The 16,022-nt window shown below is 68.4% G+C and carries 17 protein-coding genes; 5 read left to right on the plus strand and 12 right to left on the minus strand.

Translation table 11 applies throughout. From position 1 onward, the window contains the following. Positions 1 to 58 precede the first annotated feature (58 nt). The 4 genes from ABZ942_RS15250 to ABZ942_RS15265 all read right to left on the minus strand — a co-directional run bounded on the left by ABZ942_RS15250 (position 59) and on the right by ABZ942_RS15265 (position 2,619). Positions 59 to 523 (minus strand): hypothetical protein, encoded by a 465-nt coding sequence (locus tag ABZ942_RS15250; protein WP_357382214.1) that lies wholly within the window; start codon positions 521 to 523, stop codon positions 59 to 61. Further along, complete coding sequence (locus ABZ942_RS15255; RefSeq protein ID WP_357382216.1) at positions 523 to 1,551, minus strand: YihY/virulence factor BrkB family protein; 1,029 nt, start codon at positions 1,549 to 1,551, stop codon at positions 523 to 525. The genes ABZ942_RS15250 and ABZ942_RS15255 overlap by 1 nt, the downstream gene beginning before the upstream one ends. Before the next feature lie 60 nt (positions 1,552 to 1,611). Further along, positions 1,612 to 2,100, minus strand: a complete 489-nt coding sequence (locus tag ABZ942_RS15260) for a GNAT family N-acetyltransferase (RefSeq protein WP_357382218.1) — start codon at positions 2,098 to 2,100, stop codon at positions 1,612 to 1,614. A gap of 114 nt (positions 2,101 to 2,214) precedes the next feature. Beyond that, entirely contained in the window at positions 2,215 to 2,619 is a 405-nt protein-coding gene (locus tag ABZ942_RS15265) for a hypothetical protein (RefSeq protein WP_357382220.1), read from the minus strand. A gap of 130 nt (positions 2,620 to 2,749) precedes the next feature. Between ABZ942_RS15265 and ABZ942_RS15270 the strand changes: the two genes are divergently transcribed. Next, positions 2,750 to 3,580 (plus strand): helix-turn-helix transcriptional regulator, encoded by an 831-nt coding sequence (locus ABZ942_RS15270; RefSeq protein WP_357382222.1) that lies wholly within the window; start codon positions 2,750 to 2,752, stop codon positions 3,578 to 3,580. Here ABZ942_RS15270 and ABZ942_RS15275 read toward each other — a convergent pair. From ABZ942_RS15275 to ABZ942_RS15290, 4 genes are all read right to left on the minus strand, one after another. Then, entirely contained in the window at positions 3,577 to 4,281 is a 705-nt protein-coding gene (locus tag ABZ942_RS15275; protein WP_357382223.1) for a S1 family peptidase, read from the minus strand. The two genes, ABZ942_RS15270 and ABZ942_RS15275, sit on opposite strands and share 4 nt — an antisense overlap. Before the next feature lie 540 nt (positions 4,282 to 4,821). Next, the gene (locus ABZ942_RS15280; protein ID WP_357382225.1) at positions 4,822 to 5,961 is read right to left on the minus strand and encodes a bifunctional RNase H/acid phosphatase; all 1,140 of its coding nucleotides are present in this window, start codon (positions 5,959 to 5,961) and stop codon (positions 4,822 to 4,824) included. Positions 5,962 to 5,986: 25 nt separating this feature from the next. Continuing rightward, entirely contained in the window at positions 5,987 to 6,724 is a 738-nt protein-coding gene (locus ABZ942_RS15285; RefSeq protein ID WP_357382227.1) for a C4-type zinc ribbon domain-containing protein, read from the minus strand. Between the two features lie 150 nt (positions 6,725 to 6,874). After that, positions 6,875 to 7,516, minus strand: coding sequence for a hypothetical protein (locus ABZ942_RS15290; RefSeq protein WP_357382229.1), 642 nt, complete (start codon positions 7,514 to 7,516; stop codon positions 6,875 to 6,877). Between the two features lie 164 nt (positions 7,517 to 7,680). On the opposite strand from ABZ942_RS15290, the gene ABZ942_RS15295 reads away from it, so the two are divergent. Further along, positions 7,681 to 7,959 (plus strand): zinc-ribbon domain-containing protein, encoded by a 279-nt coding sequence (locus ABZ942_RS15295; RefSeq protein WP_357382231.1) that lies wholly within the window; start codon positions 7,681 to 7,683, stop codon positions 7,957 to 7,959. A gap of 212 nt (positions 7,960 to 8,171) precedes the next feature. Here ABZ942_RS15295 and ABZ942_RS15300 read toward each other — a convergent pair whose 3' ends face one another. Together ABZ942_RS15300 and cobC are read right to left on the minus strand one after the other, a co-directional pair. Further along, positions 8,172 to 9,293 (minus strand): Nif3-like dinuclear metal center hexameric protein, encoded by a 1,122-nt coding sequence (locus ABZ942_RS15300; protein WP_357382233.1) that lies wholly within the window; start codon positions 9,291 to 9,293, stop codon positions 8,172 to 8,174. Positions 9,294 to 9,372: 79 nt separating this feature from the next. Continuing rightward, positions 9,373 to 10,410, minus strand: a complete 1,038-nt coding sequence (gene cobC / locus ABZ942_RS15305; RefSeq protein WP_357382235.1) for an Rv2231c family pyridoxal phosphate-dependent protein CobC — start codon at positions 10,408 to 10,410, stop codon at positions 9,373 to 9,375. A 44-nt stretch (positions 10,411 to 10,454) separates the two neighbouring features. On the opposite strand from cobC, the gene ABZ942_RS15310 reads away from it, so the two are divergent. Both ABZ942_RS15310 and ABZ942_RS15315 read left to right on the plus strand, forming a co-directional pair. After that, entirely contained in the window at positions 10,455 to 10,955 is a 501-nt protein-coding gene (locus tag ABZ942_RS15310; RefSeq protein ID WP_357382237.1) for a low molecular weight protein-tyrosine-phosphatase, read from the plus strand. Then, a complete protein-coding gene (locus tag ABZ942_RS15315) occupies positions 10,955 to 11,872 on the plus strand; it encodes an SURF1 family protein (protein ID WP_357382239.1) in 918 nt (305 codons plus the stop codon). The genes ABZ942_RS15310 and ABZ942_RS15315 overlap by 1 nt, the downstream gene beginning before the upstream one ends. Positions 11,873 to 12,324: 452 nt before the next feature. On the opposite strand, the gene ABZ942_RS15320 is transcribed toward ABZ942_RS15315, so the two are convergent. Next, positions 12,325 to 13,242, minus strand: a complete 918-nt coding sequence (locus ABZ942_RS15320) for a cobalamin biosynthesis protein (RefSeq protein WP_357382241.1) — start codon at positions 13,240 to 13,242, stop codon at positions 12,325 to 12,327. Between the two features lie 490 nt (positions 13,243 to 13,732). Between ABZ942_RS15320 and sigJ the strand changes: the two genes are divergently transcribed. Next, positions 13,733 to 14,695 (plus strand): RNA polymerase sigma factor SigJ, encoded by a 963-nt coding sequence (gene sigJ / locus ABZ942_RS15325; RefSeq protein ID WP_357382243.1) that lies wholly within the window; start codon positions 13,733 to 13,735, stop codon positions 14,693 to 14,695. A gap of 152 nt (positions 14,696 to 14,847) precedes the next feature. Here sigJ and ald read toward each other — a convergent pair whose 3' ends face one another. Then, a complete protein-coding gene (ald, locus tag ABZ942_RS15330; RefSeq protein ID WP_357382245.1) occupies positions 14,848 to 15,960 on the minus strand; it encodes an alanine dehydrogenase in 1,113 nt (370 codons plus the stop codon). Positions 15,961 to 16,022: the final 62 nt, after the last annotated feature.

A 16,022-nucleotide genomic window follows, 5' to 3' on the forward strand; every position in this document is an offset into this window, starting at 1 on the left:
CGCTGATCGCGGCCGTTGACGGAAACTATCGAGCCAAGGATCGGGGCCGCACGCACTCTCAGCGACGGCGTAACACCCGCCAGAGGACGAAAACGCTCAGCGCGACGAGGGCCGCGGCAGGCACCGGCCGGTGACGTGCCGCGTCGGCGAGCGAGTGGAATTGTCCCGCAACGGGTTCGGATACAGCGGGTGCCACGCGTTCGGCGGCGACACGAGCCTGCTCGGTCGCCTGATCGGTCAGGTCGGCGGCCTGCCGGATCGCCTCGGCCGCCTTTTCCCGTGCCGCCGTGGTCTTTTCCTCGGCTATCCGCTGCTCCTCGGCGGTCGCGGCCGCCGCATTACGTGATTCTTCCGCGGCCTTCGCTTCCGCCCGTCGCGCCACTTCGGCGGCCTTCTCCTCGGCGATCCGGCGCATTTCCGCGGTCTTCTCCGCCGCGAGATGCTCAGCTTCGGCCGCCTTTTCGCGGGCCGCGTCGGCTACCTCGTTGAATCTGTCGTGTTCCGGGCGTTCTGCTCGGCTCATCATTTCCTCCTGTCCGCTGCCGTCACGTGTTCTTCGGCGTCACTGTGCTTTTCGGCGTCTTCGTCGGACATCGCGCGAGTGTCGCGTGGCGGTAGGAAGGGTTCCTCGTCGGGCGGCAACCCCTGTTCGATGCGCCGACCGCGGGCGAGTTCGGCATCGAATTCCGCGCCGAGCAGCACCGCGACATTGGAGATCCACAGCCACACCAGAAAGACCGCGACGCCGCCGAGCGATCCGTAAACCTTGTTGTACGAACCGAAATTGGCGACGTAGACGGCGAATCCGGCCGAAGCGGCGATCCACAACAGCACGGCGAGCACACTGCCCGGACTGAGCCAGCGGAAACCGGGCTGCTGCGCATTCGGCGCAGCCCAGTACAGCAGCGCGAACAGCAGACTGACCAGCACCGCGAGCACCGGCCATTTCGCGATGTCCCACACCAGCACACCCGCCGACCCGACGCCGAGCCACCGCCCGAGCCGCTCGGCGACCGTACCGGTGGCCACTACCCCGATGGCGCACAACGCAAGCAACGCCACGATCGCCGCGGTCAAGCCGATGCGCACCGGAACGGTGTGCCAGATCGGCCGGCCCTCTTTGGTGTCATAAATCGTGTTGGCGGCCCGCATGAAGGCCGCGGTGTATCCCGAAGCGGTCCACAAGGCCGTGGCGAGACCGATGATCGCCAACGGCCCCGACAATTGCCGGGCCCCTTGCAGCTGGTTGATCGAGTCGATGAGCAACGCGGTGCCGCTGCCGGGTCCGATCTCTCGAATGGTGTCGATCAGCGACTGCGTGGCGGACGGGCCGAGCGCCCCCAAGATCGCGGTGAGCACGATGAGGCCGGGAAAGATCGACAGCACGCTGTAATAAGTAAGTGCCGCAGCCCAATCCGAGAGGTTGTCATCGAGGAACTCCGTCACGGTCCGCCGCAGCACACCCCACCACGACCGCCAGCGCAGCACCGACGGCCCGCTCGACCAGTCCACCAGCCGCTGTACGCGCCGCGCCGCGGCCTGCTTCGGCATGCCCGTCACCTCCCGATCGGGGAGCGAATACCCGGGGACCGCGCGGGCAAACTCGACGAACTACAGCTTGCGCACCATCTCGAATTCCACTCGGGATTCGTCCGGCCTGACGAGACCACTCATCCCGGTTCGCACGAATCCGTTTCGCAGGTACAGCCGTTCGGCCACCGCGTTCCCCTCGGCGAACTCCAACCACACCGCGGTGTGCCCACCCGCGCCGGCCCAGTCGAGGACGGTGCGCACGAGCAGATCCGCAACGCCGGTCCCCCGCGCCTCAGGCGCCACCCACATCGAAATCAGGTGCACACCACCACGTTCAGGGTCGGGCATACCGGCAACCGTACCGAGCTCAGCCCCCTCGGCGCTGGCGACGAACTGCGCCCGATTCCCCAGCGCCACCCGCCAATCCGCCTCGGTACGGGCCTGCGCTTCCGCCAGCGTCGACCCGAAGAACTGCGGACTGTCGGTCAATGTACGCAATCGAATCCGCCGAAACACTTCCCATTCGTCGGCGGTCAACAGCCGGATGTCGATCGTCGATAAGCCCACCCGCCTTTTCTACTGGCCGGGCAACTACCTGCGCAAATACTTTTGGCGCTGGACCGAGCAAAACGACGATGTGCGTTCGCCCGCAACTCCGGCACCTGGCGCCTCGCTAGCCGGTCAGTATCCGGACCGGCGCAGGCCGACGAACTCGACTGCGGCGAAGACCGCGACCACCGTCGCGCCGATGAACATGAACGCGACGCCGAGGGCGGTCAGCTCGAGCAGGCCGGACACGGTGAGCACCACCATGCCGAGCGCCGACAGCGCGTTCACCGCGACGACGCCGCACGCCTGATGGAACAGGATCTCGGGCGAACCCGCGATGAGCAGCAGCGCGAGCGCGCCACCGAGCATCGCGACGCCGAACGGAATCGACCAAGCAGTGGGTAAGCCGAGCGGGTCGCGCAGGACCACTGCACCGGCCAGCATGACGACTCCGAAGGAGCCGGTGCTCCAGCCGTCCACTCGCAGTGCGGTGCGCAAGAAGTCGGTGCTCAGCGTCGATTGGACAGTCGTGCTCATGTCCAGCTCCTGTTGGTCGAGACGGCGGGGCCGGTCGGCTCCCAGACCCCACCCTGTCGACGTGAGGTGCGCGTCTCAATAACCTCGGAGGTCATGGCCGCTCGGCGCGGCCGGTGATTAGCCTGCTCAGGTGGCACAACCTCACGTGGAAACGCGATCGCTGGTCGGCGGGCTGCTGCGCGAATGGCGGCAGCGGCGCAGGCTCAGCCAGCTCGACCTGGCGCTGCTGGCGGACACCTCAGCTCGGCATCTGTCGTACCTGGAGACCGGGCGGGCCAAACCGAGCCGGGCCATGGTGCTGCGACTGAGCGAGGCGCTGGAAGTGCCGCTGCGCGACCGCAACACCCTGCTGCTGGCCGCCGACTACGCGCCGGCCTATCGGGAAAGCAGCCTCGATGACGCGAGCCTGGCCTCGGTACGGACCGCGCTGCGGACGATGCTGACCGCGCACGAGCCGTATCCGGCGGTCGTCGTCGATCGACTGTGGAATGTGGTGACCGGCAATGCCGCGATGGGTGTGCTGATGCACGGCGTACCGGAACATCTGCTGCTGCCGCAGCCGAATGTGTATCGCCTGGTGCTGCATCCGGATGGGCTGGCCGCGCGACTGGCCAACCGGGGCCAGGTCCGCGAGTTGTTCTTGGAGCGGCTCGCCAGGCAGGTGAGCGCGAGCGGCGACCCGCAGCTGACGGCGTTGTACGACGAGGTGAGCCGGTATCCGGAACTGCCCGATCCGCCGGACAAGCCGAAAGTCGCTGCGGCGCAACCGGGTCCGTTCGAGGTGCCGATCCGGATCCGGACGCCGATGGGCGAGATGTCGATGTTCAGCACGATGGCGACCTTCGGCGCACCCGCCGATGTCACGCTGTCCGAGCTGGCGATCGAATTGTTCTACCCCCTGGACGAATTCACCGCGGCCGCGCTGCGCGAGCTGGCGGCCGCGGCGAATTCCTCGGACTAGATGGGCTGGAATCCGGCCCCGACGCCGCCCTGGGCGTTGATCGCGGCGAGGATCACCACGATCGGCTGGAAGAAGGCCGGCGAGTGCACGGGGTTGGCCGCGTTGGTGCACGGCACGTCGAAGCCGACCGGGCCGAGCCCGGTCAGCCGTCCCTGGTTCATGCCGACCAGCCGGTCGCCGACGACGACCGGACCGCCGGAATCGCCTGGCTTCGAGCAGTATTGGTTGATGCTGGTGCCTTCCAGCTCACCCCACACCACGCCACAGTCGGTGCCGGTGGTGCGGCCGCTGGAGCACACGGTGGCGCCGGGGCCCGGCGCGTCGGCGACGCCCGCGATGGTGGTCGGGCCGACGGTGCGCACCGGGGTGACCTTCGCCGGATCCAGTTCCAGCACGGCGTAGTCCAAGCCCTTGCCGTCATCGGAGAACGCGACGGTGCCGAGCACGCCGGCCGCCGGCGTGCGCTCGGAGATCAGCCTGGCGCCGGTGGGCGCGCAGTGGCCCGCGGTGATGCCGACGAGCCTGCCCGCGCCGTCGTGACCGATCGCGGTCAGCGAACACACCGAGTCGTTGTCGAACGCGATGCCGGAGCTGCCGCCGAGCACCGCGGTGGGTGCCGCCGACGCGGTGCCCGCGGCACCGACGACCACCGACGCGATGGCCGCCGTCGCGAGGGCCATCGATCTGAATTTCGTTGTCACTTCTCTCCTTTTCGAAAAAGTGAGCACGGCATAACTGCGCGCTCACCAGGACCGGGGAGGGAACCGCCCCCGACACAATCTGCGGTCACCGGATCAGCAAGCGAAATCGCCTGCGCAGAGGAATTCATCGACGCTGGTTATCCGTTGGCTAACTCAGCATTGACATGGGATGGGTGGGTTCACAACACATCTGTGCGCTGTGCCACAACGGATGGGCACTCGAGACCTGAGCCACACGACTCCGCGTCGACTCTGAAAAGCGTTCGCCCGAACTGACTTCCACCCTCACCCACCCCAGCTGCGGCCGTTCTGCCTGGCCGACGAGACTCAACTGTTATACGCTGCCCAACCACCGCGCGCGAATCCACACGGAAACCACCAGGCCCCGGACTCGCGACCGACTACCTCATCCTGGGCAGATGATGGCAGCACAGAATGACCGGCACCGAGCATCCGGCGACGGGCAGGTGAACACAGGTGGTCGAACAGATGCCTGTTAGCCGGCCTTGAATGCGTTGAAGCAGTGGGTAATCCAGCCTGCTACAGATACGACGTGTCGTTCACCAGACGCACGGACGAGCCGCCGTCCGGATAGAACTCCGCGATCGACAGCGACGCCAGATCCAGATGCAGCCGGTACAGCAGTGACGGCCCGACGCCGAGCGCCAGTTGCAGCAGCGTTTTGATCGGCGTCACGTGGCTGACCACCACGAGGTTCGCGCCCGGATAGAGCCCGACCAGATCGCGGCGCACCGCGTCTACCCGCTCCCGGACCTGGTCGAAGCTCTCCCCATCGGGGGCGGGCAGCGAAGGATCACCGAGCCAGCGGGCATGCAATTCCGGATCGCGTTCGGCGGCCTCGGCGAAGCTCAGGCCCTCCCAGTCGCCGAAGTCGGTCTCGATGAGCCCGTCCAGGACGGTGAGCGGCGCGTCCAGCGCGGTGGCGGCCGCCTCGGCGGTGTCGCGGGCCCGGCTCAGCGGCGACGTCAGCACGGCGGCGATATTGCCTTTGGCGGCAAGCATTTTCGCGGCGCGCGCGGCCTGCTCCTGGCCGAGGTCGGTCAGCGGCGGGTTGCCACGACCCGAATAGCGGCGCTGCACGGAGAGTTCGGTCTGACCGTGACGCAGGAGCAGCAGCCGGGTCGGCCGGCCGGTGGCGCCGGTCCAGCCCGGCGCGGGTTGCGCCGCGACGGCCGCGACCGGATCCGGACGAACCGTTGCGGCCGTGGGCTTTTCGGCCTCGCGGGCCGTGCGCACCTCGTCGACCAGGGTGCCGTCGTCCATCGCCTCGTTCGCGAGGCGGTCGGCGTGCGAGTTCTCGGCGCGCGGAATCCAGGTGAAGCTCACCCGCTCGAAACCCGCGACGAGCCTGCGGGCCCGGTCGGCGAGCGGAATCATGGCCGCGTGCTTGACCTTCCAGCGGCCGGACATCTGCTCGACGACCAGCTTGGAATCCATTCGCACCGTGACGATCTCGGCACCGAGCTCGGCGGACGCCTCCAAACCGGCGATCAGGCCACGGTATTCGGCGACATTGTTGGTGGCGATACCGATGAACTCGCGGCGTTCGGCGAGAACCCGCACATGATCGGCGGCGAAGACTACCGAGCCGTAACCCGCCGGTCCCGGGTTGCCCCGCGAACCGCCGTCGGCCTCGACGATCACCTCGCGCTCGGTCACCGCAGCGACCGCCTCGTGCGAGCGCTCACAGCCCCGATTCCTTGGTGCGCACCAGGATTGCGCCGCATTCCGGGCAGCGCACAACCAGCTCCGGGGCGGTCTTCGCGATCCTGGCGATCTCGCCACGGTCCAGCTCGATCCGGCACGCGCCGCAACGCCGCGCCTGCAGCAGCGCCGCGCCGACACCGTGCTGGGCGCTCTGCCGGTCGTAGATCGCCATCAGGTCGGCCGGGAACAGCGAGATCAGCTTGGACCGGTCGGCTTCGCAACGGCCCTGGGCCACCTCGAGATCGGCCAGCGCCTCGCCGCGCTGGGTTTGCGCGTCGGCGAGTTCCTGCTCGGTCTTGTCCAGCCGGGCGCCCGCGTGCTGGTAGTCGTCGGCGGAGGCCTCGCGCTTCTCCATCACCTCGAGCAGTTCGTCCTCGAGCACCGAGCGCCTGCGCTCCAGACTGCCGAGTTCGTGCTGGATCTCCGAAAGCTGTTTGGCGTTCACCGATCCGGCGGTCAGCATGCCCTTGTCGCGCTCCTCGCGCTTGCGGACCGCCTCGACCTCGCCTTCCAGCTTGCGGATGTCGCGGTCCAGGTCGTCCAGCATGATCTGCACGGCGACGGCGGCATCCTTGTGCGCATTGCGCTCGGCCTCCAGCCGGTCCACCTCCTGCTGTTCGGGCAGCACGGTGCGGCGGTGCGCGATCCGATTCAGCTCGGCGTCGACAGCGGCGAGCTGTAGCAGCTTGGCCTGGGTCGGTGGTTCGACATTCAACGCGGACAAACTCCTGAACACTGTGGATTGGGGTCGGTGTTCAACCGTACCCCGCCGACCCGGCCGCATTGACCGACGCCGCTCCAATCGGTGTGGACGGGGCGGTTGCCCGGGCGTGGCTGCGCTGCCGGCCCGGTCAGGAGCTCGAGGTTATGCGGGCGCGCGGGTCTTGATGGCGTCCCTGGAGACGAAGACGTCGTATTCACCGGGCACGGCGATCACCGCGTTGCCATAGGCCGAGCGTACGAACGGCTCGGTCCACCAGCGACCCTTCGTCATGTCGTTGAAGAAGTCCTGGTCGCCGTCGTTGAGGAAGATCTGGTGCTGGGTGGGCGACACGCCGTCCAGGCGCTGGCCGTACAACCGGCTGATCTTGTAGCCGGAGTGGAAGCCGAGCGCGTTCACCCAGGGCTCCAGTTCGACGATGCCGGCCTGCAGCACCCACATGTCGCCCTCGACCTGGTACTTCAGGTGTTGGTCGTCGTGGTGGTCGTCGCCGTAGAGGGTGAGGTCGACATCGAGTAGGTGCTCCTGCCCGGCCACCGGCTTGGCCACCACGTGCGCCGCCTTGATTTCTCCGGTCAATCCGAGGTAGGTCTGCAGCAGCGTTGCCAGCCAGAGCAGCAGGACCGCGACCAGCACCAGCACCAGGCCGCTGCCGCCGCGCGCGACGAGCGCCCGCATCCCGACCCGGCGCGCCCGCACCAGCCCCGAGATGAGCAGCGCGAATCCGACCAGGATGATCAAGATCAACCCGATCTGCGCTGGGCCGAAGTTCACCGGGAAATTCATGCGGTAGTTGTACCCCCGGAACGCCGGTCGACTCGCGGAAACAGTCCACCGCGCATACCAATCCAGCAGACACGCCCCGACACGCCGTAGTGGAGGTATGGTCGCGGGGTCAAAGTTCGATTCTTCGGGGGTTTTCCGTGTTGATCTGGGGTTGGCGTCAATATGTGACGCGGCTGGCTGTGCTCACGTTGGTGTGTGGACGTTGCGGTAATCCGGCGGCGCACACACTGCACAAGCAGGTCACCAAGTTCACGCTGTTCTTCATACCGCTGATTCCGTTGAGCACCAAGCATTCCCTGCAGTGCACCTGGTGTGGTGCCGAGTCGAATCTCGCGCAGCAGCAGGTGACCGAGTTGCTCGGTCAGGCGCATGCCCAGAACATGCAGGGCGGGCAGCAGCCGGTGGATCCGTCGTGGCAGGGGCAGCAGCCGCGTAATTACTGACGTCAGCTGGCGCAGTCCATGGATCCGTCCGCTGGGCCGCGACACGGATCTCAGGTCAGGCAGACCATCCTCGGACGACCTATTCCGCCCAACTCCCGACATCAGCTCGGTGCGCTGACCGTCCACAGGTCGGTCCATTGCGCCGAGATACAGGTCTCCAAGTCGGGCAGACCGTCCTGAACAACCCGACATGCTGCGCACAACGCTTGAAATCAGCTCGGCGCACTGACGGTCCACGGATCGGTCCGCTGGGTCGAGACGCGCGTCTCCAGATCAGGCAGACCGTCTCGGACGACCCGTTCCGCCTGTGCGCACCACGGGAATTCGGTGGCCCAGTGTGCGGCGTCGATGAGGGCGGGGCCGCCCTTGCGGAGATGTTCATCGACCGGGTGATGGCGCAGGTCCGAGGTGACGTAGGCGTCGACGCCGCGGCGAGTTACCGCGTCGAGGTAGGAATCACCGGCGCCGCCGCAGACGGCCACCGTGTAGATGGTGCGGTCCGGGTCGCCCGCCGCGCGGACACCCCACGCGGTCGGCGGTAAGGCGGCGGCGACTCGATCGGTGAAGGCACGCAACGACTCCGGTGCCGCCAGCGTGCCGACGCGGCCGATGCCGACCGCCGAGGGCAGTAGGGCGCGTTCGGTGATGTGGTACGCCGGGTCCTCGTAGGGGTGCGCAGCGCGCAGTGCGGCAAGGATGGCGGAGCGGGCGGCAGGTGGTGCGATCACCTCGAGCCGGTCCTCGTCCACCTGCTGGAGTTCGCCGATCGCGCCGATGGCCGGATTCGCCTGTGACATCGGCCGGAACTGGCCCACCGCGGGCACCCGGAGCGCACAGTCGCGATAGTCGCCGCTGCCGCCCGCACCGGCGGCGAACAAAGCGGCCAGCACCGCATCGGTGTGTGCACGCGGCACCTGCACCACCCAGTTATCCACGGGTGCTTCCGGTTTCGCATCGATCGGGCCCGTAACAGCAAGTCCGAGCGCGGCCGCCAGCGCATCGGAGACGCCGGGATCGGCCGAGTCCGCGTTGGTGTGGGCCGTGAACAAGGCGCATCCGGAACGGATAAGCCGATGCAGCAGTGCACCTTTCGGAGTGTCCGCCGCGACCGTATCCACCCCGCGCAACAGCAATGGGTGATGCACCACCAAAGCCTGTGCCCGCCAATCGATCGCTTCCTCGACAACCCCCGCCGTCGCATCGACCGCGAACAACACCCGAGTGACCACCTCACCCGGATCTCCGGCCACCAGCCCCACCGAGTCCCACGACTCAGCCAACTTCGGTGGATACGCCGCGTCGAGCACCTCGATGAGATCCGCCAACGTAGTCATAATTCACCCTCCTCAGATTCAGTCATGCACTGTCGCAAGGGGTCCCCTGGGTGCGCGCCTAGACCGCAGACTGTGATCATCACAGGTCCGCCGTTCGAATCGCGGCGATCAGCCGGTCCACCTCGGCGGCATCGCGCACTGCCACTCGCAGGTGGTTCGGGCCCAGGCCGGGGAAGGTGTCGGCGCGGCGGACGGCGATGTTCTTGTCTGCCAGGTGTTTTCGGAGGAGTTCACCGTCGGGGACGTGGAGCAGGAGGAATGGGGCGTCGGCTGGGGTGTGTACGTGGATGCCGAGGTCGGTCAGGCGATCGATCATTGCGTTGCGTTCGGCGGCGATGGCCTTGGCGCGCTGTTGTTCTTCGGCGACTGCGGCGGGTTCGGCGGTGGCGGTGATCGCCTCCAGCTGCAGGGTGCCGAGGGGCCAGTGGGCTCGGCCGCGATTCAGGCGTGCCAGCAGTTCAGGGGCGCCGAGGAAGTAGCCGCAGCGGAGTCCGGCGAGCGCCCAGGTTTTGGTGAGGCTGCGCAGGACCAGTAGGTCGGGGGCGGTGCGGCCGGCGAGTGAGGCCGGTTCTCCCGGTACCGCGTCGGCGAAGGCCTCGTCGACCACGATGATCCGGCCTGGCGCGCGCAGTGCGCGGATGGTCTCGGTGGGGTGGAGTACCGAGGTGGGGTTGGTCGGGTTGCCGAGCACCACCAGGTCGGCCTCAGCCGGGACGGCCGAGGGGTCGAGTGTGTACGGCGGCGCGAGCAGCACCCGAGTCACCGCGACACCGGCCTCGCGCAGCGCGAGTTCGGGTTCGGTGAACGACGGGTGGATGACGGCGGCCAGGCGCGGCGCGAGGCGCGGCAGCATAGCGAACCCTTCGGCGGCACCGGCCAGCAGCAGCACCTCGTCCGGACTGCGGCCGTGCCGGGCGGCGACGGCACACCGAGCGGTGCGATCTTCCTCGGCGCTCGGGTATCGCCCGAGCGAGTCCAGCCGGGCCGCGAGCCGATGCCGCAGCCAGTCCGGCGGCGCGCTGCCCTGCACGTTCACCGCGAAATCGAGCATCCCAGGGCGCGCGTCCACGTCGCCGTGGTGGCGCAGTTTCGCGGGATCGACGCTGTCCTCGGGCACGAGATCACACCCTACGTGGCGGGCCCGTAGGTCGACCGGCCAGAATGGCTGTCGTGGGTGAGCTGCATGTGTCGTTCGTCTGTACCGGCAACATCTGCCGTTCGCCGATGGCGGAGAAAATTTTCGCGACGCATCTGTCCCGCGCGGGACTGGCCGATCGGGTGCGGGTGAGCAGCGCGGGCACCGGTGCGTGGCATGTCGGCGACGACGCGGACCGGCGCACCAACGCGACCTTGCGCAAGTACGGCTACCCGACCGGGCATGTCGCCGCGGCCCTCGGTGCCGACCATCGCGACGCCGATCTGCTGATCGCGCTGGACACCTCGCACGAGCGTGAACTGGCTCGGCTCGGGGTGTCGTCGGACCGGCGCAGGCTGCTGCGCAGTTTCGACCCGGCCGCCGATGGACCCGACGTGCCCGACCCCTATTACGGCGACTCCGCCGACTTCGAACTGGTCCGGGATCAGATCGAAGCGGCGATGCCCGGACTGCTCGACTGGGTGCGCGAAGAGCTCGGCGAGCCCGTGCCCGACGGGCGCGGCTGATGCGCAAGCTGACCTTCCTGCTGCGGCCGAGCTGGGTGATCCTCGCCGCGGTGGTCGCCGTGTTCGCCTACCTGTGCTTCACGGTGCTGGCGCCGTGGCAGCTCGGCAAGAACACCAGCACCTCGCACCGCAACCAGCTGATCGCCGACTCGGTGGACGCCGCGCCGATCGACATCACCACCGTCCTCGGCAGCTCCGCCGCGGACGACTCGCACACCGAATGGCGCAAGGTGACCGCCTCCGGCAGCTACCTGCCGGACTCGACCGTGCTGGTCCGGCTGCGCCATCTCGACGGTGCCCCCGGCTATTCCGTGCTCACCGCGTTCCGGCTCGACGACGGACGCCTCCTGCTCATCGACCGTGGACTGGTCGCGGCAGTAGACGGCTCCCGACCGCCGCCGATCCCCGACCCGCCCGCGGGCACCCAGCGTCTCGAGGCCAGAGTCCGGATGTCCGAGGGCATTACGCCCGGCAAGGACCCGTCCATCCAAGACGGCTACCGACAGGTGTACTCGATCGACACCACCCAGGAAGCGGCGTTCCTGCAGCAGCCACTGACCCCGATCCCCACCGGTGAACGCGGCGGCTACCTCCAACTCGACGAAAACCAGCCGGGTGTCTTCACCCCCACCCCCCTCCCCCAACTGGACGCGGGCCCCTACCTCTCCTACGGCCTGCAATGGCTCGCCTTCGGCATCATGGCCCCCCTCGGCCTCGGCTACTTCCTGTACGCCGAAATCCGCGAACGCCGCAGGGAAAAAGCAAGCACCCCAACCAAACCCGCCGACCCTGCCCCCGCAAGCACCCCCGCGGAATCCCCAGCATCCGAATCCGCTACCGCCACACCACCTCCCGCCGCCGCACTACCGAACACCGAAGCGCGCCTAGCAGACCGCTACGGCCGCGGCCGCGACTGATCCCGCCCTCCGGCACCACGACCGCGCAGCGCTTCACCTACCAGCTGCACCCGCGCGTGCCCTGCCGTCCTGCGGCAATCGAACCCGCCGCCGCGGACCGTCGCCGCGCCGAATACCGAAGCGCGGCCACCAGACCCACTACGGCCGCGACTTCCGGCACGCGACCGCTCGACTCTCCGCACGTCGGCCGAGCGCCCTGCGGCGATCGAATCTGCCACCACAGCACCTCCGGCCACTGCCGTACCGAGTGTCCGAAATGTGCCTAGCGGGAACGCACGGCCGCGCCCGCGACTGACCACCTTTGGCCTGGCACCTGATCATCGACCACAGCGCAGCCGCCACGACCGATGCCAGCTGCGCGACAGGCGACATGGCCATTCCGAGATCGGTGGTCACAGCCGCTGAATATCCGCGGCCGCTAATTCTTTCGGTCATGGCGCTACGAGTCGTGCCTAGCGCCTGATGATCGCCCACAGCGCTGCTACTAGGACGGACGCCAACTGCACGGCCTCTGACATGTGTACGGCGCGATGGAGATCGGCGACTGTTGGGGCGGGTCCGTCGCCGAGAGTAGGGCGGAGTTCGGTGCCGTGGCGGTATTGGGTGCGGCCGCCGAGACGGACGCCGAGGGCGCCTGCCATCGAGGCCTCGACTACGCCCGCGTTGGGGCTGGGGTGTTTTGCGGCGTCGCGGCGCCAGGCGTGCAGGGCGGCGGCGCGGCGGCCGCCGACGAGCGGGGCGAGGGCGACGGTGAGCAGGCCGGTGAGGCGGGCGGGAAGGAGGTTGGCCAGGTCGTCGGTGCGGGCTGCGGCCCAACCGAAGTGGCGGTAGCGATCGTTGCGGTAGCCGATCATGGCGTCGAGGGTGTTGATCGCGCGGTAGCCGAGTAGGCCGGGCACGCCGGCGATTGCGCCCCAGACCAACGGGGCCACTGTCGCGTCGGAGGTGTTCTCAGCGATGGATTCCAGTGCGGCGCGGGCTAATCCGTCGGCGTCGAGTACCTCGGGATCGCGGCCGCACAGCGAAGGAAGCAGAGCACGCGCACCGTCGAGGTCGCCCGCCTCGAGCCGGTCGGCCATCGCGCTACCGGCCTTCGCCAGGCTGTGCCCACCGAGCACCGTCCAGGTAGCCAGCGCGGTCACGGGCAGTCCGAGCCCGCCAACCCCGACACCCAACCCGACCACCCCACCCACCAGCAGCACCTCGTGCAAGACACCTGCACTGCGCCGATCGTCATACGTCACCGATTCGAGCGCACTTGCCGCCGAACCGAATCCGGCCACCGGATGCCACCGCCGCGGATCTCCCAACACCCGATCGAGCGCAAAACCGAGCAACAATCCAGCCGCGGTCGAGGTCCCCTTCTGCACCCGCCGAGCCTATCCGGTCCCACCACCCGAACAACCGCGCACGCCGACCAGGACCTGGTGGCGCTTCCACTCGAACGATGCCGCCATCATGTCCGCCCGCGACGCCAGGCTCAGCCGACTCGGGTACATGGCGCCCGCGCACGCTTTACTCCGCCGCGTGGGAAATCGCCAGCTGCTCCCTGAGCGCCGCGCCAACTCACGCGCGACACCCAGCAGACCTCCCTGCACGACAACCGCGCGCACGGGTTGTTGGGTTGCGCATGAAATTGCCATCTGTTTCGTGCTCGCCGAGCCAATTCGTGCGCGGCGGGCGAATCGGGCAGGTTTCATGGGTGACCGGGCGGGCTAGTGACGCAGACCTCGCTGGTGGTGGGCTTGGCGGGTTGGTTTTGGGCGGCGTGTCACACTCTGATTCGCTGCGTCGTCTACCTGGTGACGCACTCATAGGACTCACGCCCGGCGGGGCGGAACGACCGAACGGCGAACAGCAGTGACTTCCGAACAGCCAAGCACTCCCGAGCCCATCGACCAGGCCGAACTGGCTCGGCGGTTCGAGGAGCATCGGCCGTATCTGCGCAGGCTCGCCTACAGCACGCTGGGCAGCCTCACCGACGCCGACGACGTGGTGCAGGACGCGTGGCTGCGGCTGCAGCGCCAGCACGAGGCGGGCACCGCGGGGCAGATCGAGAACCTGCGTGCCTGGCTCAGCACCGTCACCGGGCGCCTCGCGCTGGATCAGCTGGGATCGGCCCGCGCCCGGCGCGAGCAGTATGTCGGCGAATGGTTGCCGGAGCCCGAGGTCACCAGCTGGGACGATCCGGCGGACCGGATCACCCAGGACGAGCGGGTCACCACGGCGCTGCTGGTCGTGCTCGAATCCCTGTCGCCCGCCGAGCGCACCGCGTTCGTGCTGCAGGACGTGTTCGGCATGACCGGCCCGGAGGTCGCCGAGGTGGTCGGCCGTACCCCGGCTGCGGTGCGGCAGCTCGCTTCTCGCGCCCGTAAGCGCGTCGAGGACGGCACGCCACGTTTCCCCGCCTCGCCGGACGAGCAGGAGAAGGTCGTCTCCGCGTTCGCGGTCGCCTGGCGCTCCGGTGATCTCAGCGCATTGCTCGGCGTGCTCGACACGAACGTCAGCCTGACCGCCGACGGCGGCGGCAAGGTCCCCGCGATCCGCCAGCCGGTGCACGGCGCCGAGCTCATCGCGAAGATGCTGCTCGGTTGGTACCACGCCCCGTCCGCGGCGAACGGGTGGGGCCGCGCGGTGCTGGTCAACGGCGCCCCCGGCCTGGTCGTCTTCGACGGCAACCACACCGGCGTCTTCGCCTTCACCATCGATGACGGCCGCATCATCGCCATCAACGTCGTCCGCAACCCCGACAAACTGCACGACCTCCCCACCACCGGCGAACCCGACTGGTACCTCGGCGCAACCCCCACCGACGACGAATAGTCCACCCCCACACCGTTTATGCCAGCCGACCACCCGCACTACTGGGTGTTCGGCTGACACAACGGGCGCGGTCACGCCGAACACGGCGCGGCCCACAGGGGCCGGGCTCCCTGTGGGGTGTGGGCAGTCTGTGGGGTTGGTTGGCGGAGGGTTCAGCCTGCCAGGCCGACGGGCTTCGCCGTCGTATAGCCGTGTGCGGCAGCTACTTCCGCCGACAGCAAGCTGCCTGCGTCGGCGGTCAGGCCGTGAGCGAGGTCGGGGTTTGTGGTGCAGGCTTCTTTCCAGCCGAGGGCGGCGATGGCGCGGACGTACGGCAAGGTGGCGTTGGTGAGGGCGACAGTGGCGGTGTGGGGTACGGCGCCCGGCATGTTTGCTACGCAGTAGAACAGCGAATTGTGTACGCGGAAGGTGGGGTTCGCGTGGGTGGTGGGGTGGGAGCCCTCGAAGCAGCCACCCTGGTCGATGGCGATGTCGACGAGGACCGAGCCGGGGCGCATCTGGGCGACGAGGTCGTCGGTGACGAGTTTGGGGGCGCGGGCGCCGGGGACCAGGACCGAGCCGATGACGAGGTCGGCGGCGGCGACGGCGCGTTGGATTTCGGCGGCGTTGGCGGCGACGGTGGCGATTCGCCCGTCGAAGCGTGCGTCCAGTTCGCGCAGGCGGTGCAAGTTGGTGTCCAGCACGGTGACTCGCGCGCCCATGCCTGCGGCGACCGCGGCCGCGTTGGATCCGGCCACGCCGCCGCCGAGCACCACCACGTCGGCCGGGCGCACCCCGGGTACGCCGCCGAGCAGCATGCCCGCACCGCCCAGTGGCGCCATCAGATGGTAGGCGCCGACCTGACTGCCGAGCTTGCCCGCGACCTCACTCATCGGCGCCAACAACGGCAGTGAACAGTCTGCGGCGCGCACAGTTTCGTATGCGATGGCGGTGATCCCGGAGCTCAGAATGGCGTCGGTGCATTCACGGGACGCCGCCAGGTGCAGATAGGTGAACAGCACCTGCCCGCGCCGCATCCTCGGATACTCCTCTGCGATCGGCTCCTTCACCTTCAACACCAGGTCGGCGTCCCACCACACCTGATCGACGGCCACCAGCCGCGCCCCGGCACCGGCATAGTCGGCGTCCGCGAACCCCGACCCGACGCCCGCACCCGCCTCGATCAGCACCTCGTGCCCGTGCGCCGCCAACTCCCCGGCCCCGGCCGGTGTGAGGGCGACCCGGAACTCCTGCTCCTTGACCTCGCGTGGCACTCCGATCTTCATAACGCCATCGTGAACCCCGCACCGGGCACACGCCACGAACGACGCGCGGATATCACACGATG

Source organism: Nocardia sp. NPDC046473, from assembly GCF_040645995.1.
Taxonomy (GTDB): Bacteria; Actinomycetota; Actinomycetes; order Mycobacteriales; family Mycobacteriaceae; genus Nocardia.

Coding starts and splice junctions, on each gene's coding strand:
- ABZ942_RS15250 (WP_357382214.1), bottom strand. CDS start 523: ATGAGCCGAGCAGAACGCCCGGAACACGACAGATTCAACGAGGTAGCC.
- ABZ942_RS15255 (WP_357382216.1), bottom strand. CDS start 1,551: ATGCCGAAGCAGGCCGCGGCGCGGCGCGTACAGCGGCTGGTGGACTGG.
- ABZ942_RS15265 (WP_357382220.1), bottom strand. CDS start 2,619: ATGAGCACGACTGTCCAATCGACGCTGAGCACCGACTTCTTGCGCACC.
- ABZ942_RS15290 (WP_357382229.1), bottom strand. CDS start 7,516: ATGAATTTCCCGGTGAACTTCGGCCCAGCGCAGATCGGGTTGATCTTG.
- ABZ942_RS15300 (WP_357382233.1), bottom strand. CDS start 9,293: ATGACTACGTTGGCGGATCTCATCGAGGTGCTCGACGCGGCGTATCCA.
- ABZ942_RS15310 (WP_357382237.1), top strand. CDS start 10,455: ATGGCTGTCGTGGGTGAGCTGCATGTGTCGTTCGTCTGTACCGGCAAC.
- ABZ942_RS15315 (WP_357382239.1), top strand. CDS start 10,955: ATGCGCAAGCTGACCTTCCTGCTGCGGCCGAGCTGGGTGATCCTCGCC.
- ald (WP_357382245.1), bottom strand. CDS start 15,960: ATGAAGATCGGAGTGCCACGCGAGGTCAAGGAGCAGGAGTTCCGGGTC.